Source organism: Sunxiuqinia dokdonensis (genome assembly GCF_001270965.1).
Lineage (GTDB): Bacteria > Bacteroidota > Bacteroidia > Bacteroidales > Prolixibacteraceae > Sunxiuqinia > Sunxiuqinia dokdonensis.
The window spans coordinates 1-7,708 of sequence record NZ_LGIA01000113.1 but is presented as its reverse complement, the minus strand read 5'-3'; the positions used below and the strand labels follow the sequence as shown (position 1 = coordinate 7,708).

Here is a 7,708-nt window from a genome sequence, read left to right as displayed (position 1 = left end):
CTGAATCTCATACAGGATGTTTATCTTTCCAGGGATATTACCATTGCCTGATTTCATACCAAATATCCTATTAGAATGTAGTTTTTAAACTAAAAATCTTTAAAAAATGAAAAAAGTAAAAGTAGCCATCAACGGATATGGCGTAATTGGAAAACGGGCAGCGGATGCCGTTACCTTACAGGATGACATGGAGCTCATCGGGGTTTGCGATATAATTACTGACTGGCGGATAAAAATTGCTGTTAAGAACGGATACCCCGTATTTGCTTTTAATGATGAGTTCAGGAAGCAAATGGAAAATGCAGAAATACAGGTACAGGGCAACCTTTCAGACCTGATAACAAAGGCAGACATTATCGTGGATTGTACCCCGAAGAATATCGCTGCCAAAAATATTGAGAAATACAAGGAATCCAACCTGAAATTTATTGTTCAGGGCGGGGAAAAGCACGAAACCACCGGACATTCCTTTAGCGCTGAAAATAACTATGGAACGGCAATCGGATTGCAAAGTACCAGGGTAGTTTCATGCAATACAACCTCTATTGTTCGCACGCTTACAGCTTTGAAAAAAGCGGGATTGCTGAAGAAAGCAAGGGGAACTTTATTGCGGAGGGCTACCGATCCATGGGAGAGCCATCTGAACGGAATCATGAACACAATGGTTCCAGAGAAGGATATACCCAGCCACCAGGGGCCTGATGCACAAACGGTTGATCCGGATTTTGATGTAATAACTGCCGCGGTTAAAGTACCGGAAACACTCAGTCACCTTCATTACTGGAATGTTGAGCTTACCCGGCAGGTATCCAAAGAGGAGGTGCTCGAGGCCTTCAGAAGTTCCACACGCATTGCATTAATCGATTATTCAGCCGGGCTCTCAGCAAATAATGCGATTAAAGAGTTAATGCTCGCATTGAACAGGCCTTACGGAGATATGTATGAAGTGGCTCTATGGCAGGACATGCTGAAAGTGGAAGGCGATGAATTATTTTATGCTTACGTGGTGGATAACCAGGCTATCGTAATTCCCGAAACCATTGATGCTATAAGGGCTTTGACAGGCATTGAAGAAAATCCTCAGAATTCTATTGTGAAGACCAATAAAAGCTTGGGAATAAAGCAGAAGTTTTACGACTGATATTTATCAAAAAATAAGGAGATATTAACATGGAATGGATTGCGGAAAATTGGTTTTGGCTACTAATAGGTGTCCTTTTTATAGTTATGCACTTATTTGGTCATGGCGGTCATGGTAGTCATGGCGGTCACTCCGGGCACGGTGGGCAAGAGGATAACGGGGATGAAAAACGTTCAGGCACCGGCTCCGGCCATCATCATCATTAATAATCATACAAAAGGAGGTATATCATGTTGAATATAAAAATTGTAACCTGGTCGTTGGGAACATTTACTGCCGTAAGTTTTATCGTTTGTGTTATTTATGGTCTGGTAACACCGGAGAGCATTCATATGCATACGTTTCTGGAATCCGTGCTGCCGGCTTTCGAATGGTTAACCTTCGGAGGGTTTATCCTTGGACTGGTTGAAAGTTTTCTGTTTGGCGTGTACGCGGGTTTGGTATATGTGCCAATCTATAATTTTTTTTATAAAAAATGGCATAAATAAAAAGAATAATGGAAAGAGGAATTGAACACTCCGGTGCATGGGCCGTTGCACTAATAGTTATTGTAATCGCATCCTGGCTGTTATACCGTTATCTCGCCCCGAAAACCTGGCGCGAGTGGGCCGGCGCGGGGCTAATCCAGGCGTTCATCATTGCATTGTACGCCGAGATGTACGGCTTCCCCCTTACGATTTACCTGCTTGTCCGGTTTTTTGGGCTTGACAGCAGTTATCTTAATGCAAACCTCTGGTCCACGCTTTTGGATATGGGTGAAACCGGCATGATGATTTCCATGATCGTGGGTTATATGCTCCTCTTTGGAGGCTTTGGCATTTTTTTGCAAGGATGGCGCGAACTCTACCGCGCCCGTAAAGAAAACCGGCTCGCCAAGGGAGGATTATACAGCCTGGTGCGGCATCCTCAATACACGGGACTGTTCATCGGGCTTTTTGGCGAAGGTGTTGTACACTGGCCGACAATATTTTCCGTAGCGCTGTTCCCGGTTATCGTGGTGGCGTACGTTCTGCTTGCACGCAGGGAAGAAAAGAAGGTGATTGAACAGTTCGGGGCGGAATATCTTGAATACAAGCGGCGTGTGCCCGGTTTTCTCCCGGTAAAAGGAAAGTGGAGGCAGTTTATGAACATTTAAGGGTTATACGTAAAATCAGGCATCAGTTCTACCGGCACAGATAAGAACAATCTCTTTTATGAGGTTATTAATAATTCTGACATCTTTTGATGGTCCGGAACAAAATGCAGAATTGAACTTTAACTAAAAAATGAGGAATATGAAAGAAAAAAATGAAGATCAAGAACAGAATGAATTCCGGCATGAAGACCATCCGGCTGATCATCAACATGAGCATAACCATGAAAAATCAATGAAACATGATCATAACGGCCACGGCGGTCATTCGCATGCGAATAATGATGTACCGATGGGTATGGCAGGTCACGACCATCACCGGATGATGATCCGGGATTTTAGGAAAAGGTTCTGGGTTTCCACATTGATCTCCATTCCAATCCTGATATTCTCCCCCATGCTCCAGGAATTTTTCGGGTACGACTGGCTCCTGCCCGGGAACCAGTGGTGGCTTTTCGGTCTTTCCTCCATTGTCTATTTCTGGGGTGGTTGGCCTTTTCTAAAAGGTTTTGTAAACGAACTTAAAACCAGGAGCCCTGGAATGATGACATTGATTGCGATGGCCATCAGTGTGGCTTATTTCTATAGTTCGGCAACGGTTTTTGGGTTGGAAGGTGAAGACTTTTTCTGGGAATTGGCTACGCTGATAGATATCATGCTACTGGGGCACTGGCTGGAAATGAAATCGGTATTGGGCGCCTCTAAGGCGTTACAACTTTTGGTCAGTATGATGCCTTCGGAAGCGCACCGGGTAAAAGGCGACGAGGTGGAAGATGTAAAGCTGGAAGAACTGGAAAAGGACGATATGATCCTCATTAAACCAGGGGAAAAAGTACCTGCCGATGCCGTGATTGTTGAGGGGGAGAGTTACCTGAACGAGTCAATGCTTACGGGCGAATCAAAGCCTGTAAAAAAGGGTATGGATCAAAAAGTGATTGGCGGCTCCATCAATGGCAATGGATCCCTGAGGGCTAAAGTGGAGCATACCGGCAAGGACAGCTACCTGAACAAGGTGATTAAAATGGTGGAAGAAGCCCAGAAAACCAAATCGAGAATGCAGAGCCTTTCAGACCGGGCTGCTAAATGGCTTACCTATATTGCGCTTACCGTAGGCTTTGGAACACTGGCGGTTTGGCTCATCCTGGGTTTTCCTTTTGTATATGCTTTGGAAAGAATGGTAACCGTAATGGTCATTGCCTGTCCGCATGCCCTGGGACTTGCCATACCACTGGTAGTGGCTATCTCCACGGCTATTTCAGCCCAGAACGGTTTGTTGATTCGTAATAGGACGGCATTTGAGGAATCCCGTAAAATATCCGCTCTGTTATTTGATAAAACTGGAACCTTGACCAAAGGTGATTTTGGAGTTACCCGTATAGAATCTGTAAATGATAAATTTTCAAAAGATGAAATATTGCGTCTTGCAAGTGCTTTGGAACAAAGCTCCGAACACCCCATTGCTGTGGGGATCATCAAAAAAGTAAAAGAGGGTAAAGTTGCCATCCCAAAACCGGAAAATTTTAATGCCATTACCGGTAAAGGCGTAGAAGCCAATGTAGAGGGTAAAAAAGTGAAAGTAGTTAGTCCGGGTTATTTAAGGGATGAAAAAATAAACATTCCAGAAGATGCCTTTAGCGATGCCGCTGAAACCGTTGTTTTTGTGGTGATTGATGGAAAATTAGCAGGTTACATTTCTCTTGCTGATGAAATAAGACCGGAATCTGCCGAAGCGATTAAAATATTCAAAAAGAATAATATTAAAGTCTTAATGGCAACCGGTGACAATGATAAAACAGCAAAAGCAGTCAGCGATAAACTTGGATTGGATGGCTATTATGCTGAAGTATTGCCCCACCAGAAAGTGGAGATTGTTAAAGAGTTGCAGAACAAAGGTGAATTTGTTGCAATGACTGGAGATGGAGTGAATGATGCTCCGGCCCTGGCCCAGGCCAATGTAGGAATCGCTGTTGGATCTGGCACCGATGTGGCGGCCGAAACGGCAGACATTATCCTGGTGAACAGCAATCCGCAGGACATTGCCCACCTGATATTATTTGGCAAAGCTACCTATAGAAAAATGATACAAAACTTAATATGGGCCACCGGGTACAATGCCTTTGCCATACCGCTGGCGGCAGGGGTGCTTTATTCTAGCGGTTTTGTACTGGGGCCTGCGGTGGGTGCTGTATTTATGAGCTTGAGTACTATCATTGTGGCTATTAATGCTCAGTTGCTGAAAGGTAAAATGAAGAAGAGTAGTGAAAACAAATAGTCAAATCAGAATAATTTAACAATGGAAGCTTTACTACCGGAATGGGCGCCCAACATACACCCCATGATCATTCATTTTCCAATTGTGCTATGGATCATAGCAGTTTTAGCCGACTTGGTTTGGCTGTTCCTTCAGAAAAATTGGTTGAGGAATATGGCTGTGGCCTTATATGTGCTGGGAGCGCTTGGTGCGCTTGGTGCCTATCTGAGCGGCACCCAGGCAATAGATTTGGTTTCCGTGCCAATGCAAGCTGAACTAACGGCCGGTAATCATTCTGACTGGGGTAGTTACACGTTTTATTTCTTTACGGCCTATGTAGCCATCCGTCTTTTCTTTTTCTGGAAACAATGGGATAAGAAAAAATGGCTTGCCATAGTGCTTGTTATTACAGGCATGGTAGGTATTGGGATAGTAGCGCAAACAGCCGATCTGGGAGCTAAACTGGTCTATAAGTATGGAGTAGGAACACAGAAGTAATTTCTTAATCATTAAAAATAATTATCAATGAAACATTTAAAATTGATATTCTGCAGTACAATTCTTGTAACAAGCGCTTACATGTTAAGCAGTTGTTCGCAAAAAAACAATGAGCAAGCCAAATCTGAAGGCCAGGAGCAGTCGCAAATGATGAAAGGAAACGAAGATCATCCGAAAGGGAATGGAGAACACGAACATGTTGGTACTTCCGGCGAACAGCAAACGGCAGGACAGGGTGAAATGATGGATATGAAAAAAGGTGGCAACAAAACCTGGACGCCCGGTGGAAATGGTGCTGAGTTGATAAAATCAGATTTCCATTTCATTACAGGCAGCATTGGGAACATTTACCCGGAAGTCAAGAAAGTTGAAGGAAGCCGGGTACTTGAATTAAAGGCTGATGGCACGCCGGCAGCTTTCGTGTTTCATAGCCAATATGGCAATGTTGGCCTAATTGCCACCCTCAAAAAACTTGATTTCAAAGGGACCATTAAACTAATACACCATGCAAAAGACTTGGACAACTTTGAGTTTGTAGCAGTGAGTGAGAATAACATGAAACTGGGCAGGGTGGTAAACGGAAACGAAAAAATCTTTGATGAAAGCAAGTTTGATGTGCCAACAGGCTGGATGCCGTTAAAGGTGACGGCAGCAGGAACCCATTACAAAGGCTATATAGGCAGCAAAACCATAACACATGGTCATGATGATACTATGGATGATGGCTTTATCGGTTTAATGCTGGATGGAAAGGGTACTATCCAGGTGAAATCTATAGAAGTTGCTGTACTGGAAGATGAATAGCGGACTGGATCTGAAGCGGGAGATGCTTTGAAAATCCAGCGATAAGAATAAAGCTTTTAAAATGGAGGTACAATGATGAACAAACGTGCCATAAATAGAAATCTCCTTCTGCTCATGGTCTGCCTTTTCGTGGTGATGATGGGCTATGGAATGCTGTTGCCCGTATTGCCGTTTTTTCTGGAACGGATTATTACATCCCCCATCCAATCGGAAAATATTGTTTTTCACTTTGGCATCCTTACCGCTATCTACCCGGTAACACTGGTGTTTACAGCCCCACTGTGGGGGAAAGTTGCCGACCGTATTGGCTCCAAATGGCCTATAGTCATAGGGCTTGGTGGTTTTACGCTCATGCAGGTAATGATCGCCTTCAGCACCAGCCTTTCCATGCTTTATGTTGCGCGAATTGTGGGTAGTCTGGGTTCGTCCTTTTTGGTGCCGGTTATCAATGCTTCTGTCTCAGATATTACAGATGAAGCCAACCGTACCAAAGCCATGGCATGGTCCGGCGCTGCTGCAAGTGCAGGGGTAGTTGCCGGGCCGGGCATCAGTGGCCTGTTGGTAGGCAATAACTGGCATTTGCGCTGGGATCCTTCCGTGCACCTGTTGATTGACCGTTTTAGCGTTCCCTTTATTGTGCTGGCAATCATCGGGTTGATAACCCTTATTCTGTCATTATTGTTTTTAAAAGATACCAGGGTGAAAATTTCAAATCCATCCATTAAGTCAATTGGCGCCTTGTTCCCACGGGGAAAATGGGCCATCTTCGGAAAGCTACTCTTGCTATCCTCAATCCTGCAACTGGTGATCACCTCATTTGAAACCATATTTCCCCTGTTCATTAAAGACTCTGGTCTGTTTTCAGTAGCCTTTATAGGGGTCGGCCTGCTGATCTGTGGTTTGGTAATGGCCATTATGCAGCCGGTGGTAGCCAAGTGGGGTAAGCTTTTCATCGCCAATCCTGAAAAACAGATGGCTATCGGTTTTTTAATTGCAGGTCTCACATTGCCGGTGTATGTGCTGGTTCAAACACAGTGGATCATCCTGTTGACCATCGGTATTTTTGGACTGGGATCTTCACTGATTGTCCCTAACCTTCTGGCTCAGGTTTCCCTCAGGGAACCCAAATCATCGGGCTGGGCCCTTGGTATGCAATCGTCCTTTAGCGGCATCGGTCAGATTATAGGGCCCCTAGCCGGAACGGTCCTATATGCCTTCATTCCGGTCAGCCCGTTTTACATCACCGGCGGCCTGTTAGTCGCCACTTCATTTATAGGGTTTCAAACCTTATAGAGATCTGATAACGACCTTGTTTCATCCTCCAAAGATCAAACATCATGACTGATAAAATAAACAGGGTAATTTCTTAAAACAACTTCTTAAACAGATGCGTCTGGCCCTTTTGCTGGTGGTTATAGTAGTACTTGTGTATGTTTATCTTATGCAGTTTGTAGATCACAAACAAAGCTGGATACCTTATTTTGTCATTTTTCTGGCTCTGATAAAGACAAGTTATTTTACATTTTTCACCTTCAGCCAGGTAAATAAATCTATTAAGCAGTGTCATTCTTTTGGTCAACTCTATGGGTTTTCGGGCTACTCGTCCTGCTTGATTATTTTCTCCTACGCCGCATACTTTGCTTGTTTGCCGGCTGTTAACACATCATTTTTTTTCGGAATTAAGCCTTTAGCAAGTTTCAATTATTTGGAGTATTTGTCAAAGCATTTTATTTCAGTGTGGTAGCATTTGCGTCTATCGGTTACGGAGATATAGCGCCAGTCACTACTCCTGCAAAAACTATAGTAATGATGGAAATCGGTCAAAGTTTTGTATGGGTCATATTTGGATTATCAAACATAGATAGTCAAGCCTGAAAAACCG

7 protein-coding genes and 1 pseudogene are annotated in these 7,708 nt (G+C 43.9%); all 8 read left to right on the top strand.

The window, feature by feature from the left end; all coding sequences use genetic code 11:
- Positions 1–106: 106 nt before the first annotated feature.
- Positions 107–1,141, top strand: a complete 1,035-nt coding sequence (locus NC99_RS07590; RefSeq protein ID WP_053181767.1) for a type II glyceraldehyde-3-phosphate dehydrogenase — start codon at positions 107–109, stop codon at positions 1,139–1,141.
- Positions 1,142–1,371: 230 nt separating this feature from the next.
- Entirely contained in the window at positions 1,372–1,629 is a 258-nt protein-coding gene (locus tag NC99_RS07585) for a DUF5676 family membrane protein (protein WP_053181764.1), read from the top strand.
- Between the two features lie 8 nt (positions 1,630–1,637).
- Positions 1,638–2,276, top strand: coding sequence for a methyltransferase family protein (locus NC99_RS07580; protein ID WP_053181762.1), 639 nt, complete (start codon positions 1,638–1,640; stop codon positions 2,274–2,276).
- Between the two features lie 139 nt (positions 2,277–2,415).
- The gene (locus tag NC99_RS07575; protein ID WP_053181759.1) at positions 2,416–4,545 is read left to right on the top strand and encodes a copper-translocating P-type ATPase; all 2,130 of its coding nucleotides are present in this window, start codon (positions 2,416–2,418) and stop codon (positions 4,543–4,545) included.
- A gap of 21 nt (positions 4,546–4,566) precedes the next feature.
- Positions 4,567–5,022: a DUF2231 domain-containing protein gene (locus tag NC99_RS07570; protein WP_053181756.1), complete on the top strand. Its 456-nt coding sequence runs from the start codon at positions 4,567–4,569 to the stop codon at positions 5,020–5,022.
- A 27-nt stretch (positions 5,023–5,049) separates the two neighbouring features.
- Positions 5,050–5,826, top strand: coding sequence for a hypothetical protein (locus NC99_RS07565; RefSeq protein WP_157624633.1), 777 nt, complete (start codon positions 5,050–5,052; stop codon positions 5,824–5,826).
- A gap of 72 nt (positions 5,827–5,898) precedes the next feature.
- On the top strand, positions 5,899–7,119 hold the full coding sequence (locus NC99_RS07560; protein ID WP_053181749.1) for an MFS transporter: 1,221 nt from the start codon (positions 5,899–5,901) through the stop codon (positions 7,117–7,119).
- Between the two features lie 432 nt (positions 7,120–7,551).
- Positions 7,552–7,701, top strand: a pseudogene (locus NC99_RS22670) (ion channel); the annotation flags it as partial.
- Positions 7,702–7,708 lie beyond the last annotated feature (7 nt).

Bases quoted from the DNA above. Each gene is read 5' to 3' on its own strand.
- NC99_RS07590 (WP_053181767.1), top strand. From the start codon at position 107: ATGAAAAAAGTAAAAGTAGCCATCAACGGATATGGCGTAATTGGAAAA.
- NC99_RS07585 (WP_053181764.1), top strand. From the start codon at position 1,372: ATGTTGAATATAAAAATTGTAACCTGGTCGTTGGGAACATTTACTGCC.
- NC99_RS07580 (WP_053181762.1), top strand. From the start codon at position 1,638: ATGGAAAGAGGAATTGAACACTCCGGTGCATGGGCCGTTGCACTAATA.
- NC99_RS07575 (WP_053181759.1), top strand. From the start codon at position 2,416: ATGAAAGAAAAAAATGAAGATCAAGAACAGAATGAATTCCGGCATGAA.
- NC99_RS07570 (WP_053181756.1), top strand. From the start codon at position 4,567: ATGGAAGCTTTACTACCGGAATGGGCGCCCAACATACACCCCATGATC.
- NC99_RS07565 (WP_157624633.1), top strand. From the start codon at position 5,050: ATGAAACATTTAAAATTGATATTCTGCAGTACAATTCTTGTAACAAGC.
- NC99_RS07560 (WP_053181749.1), top strand. From the start codon at position 5,899: ATGATGAACAAACGTGCCATAAATAGAAATCTCCTTCTGCTCATGGTC.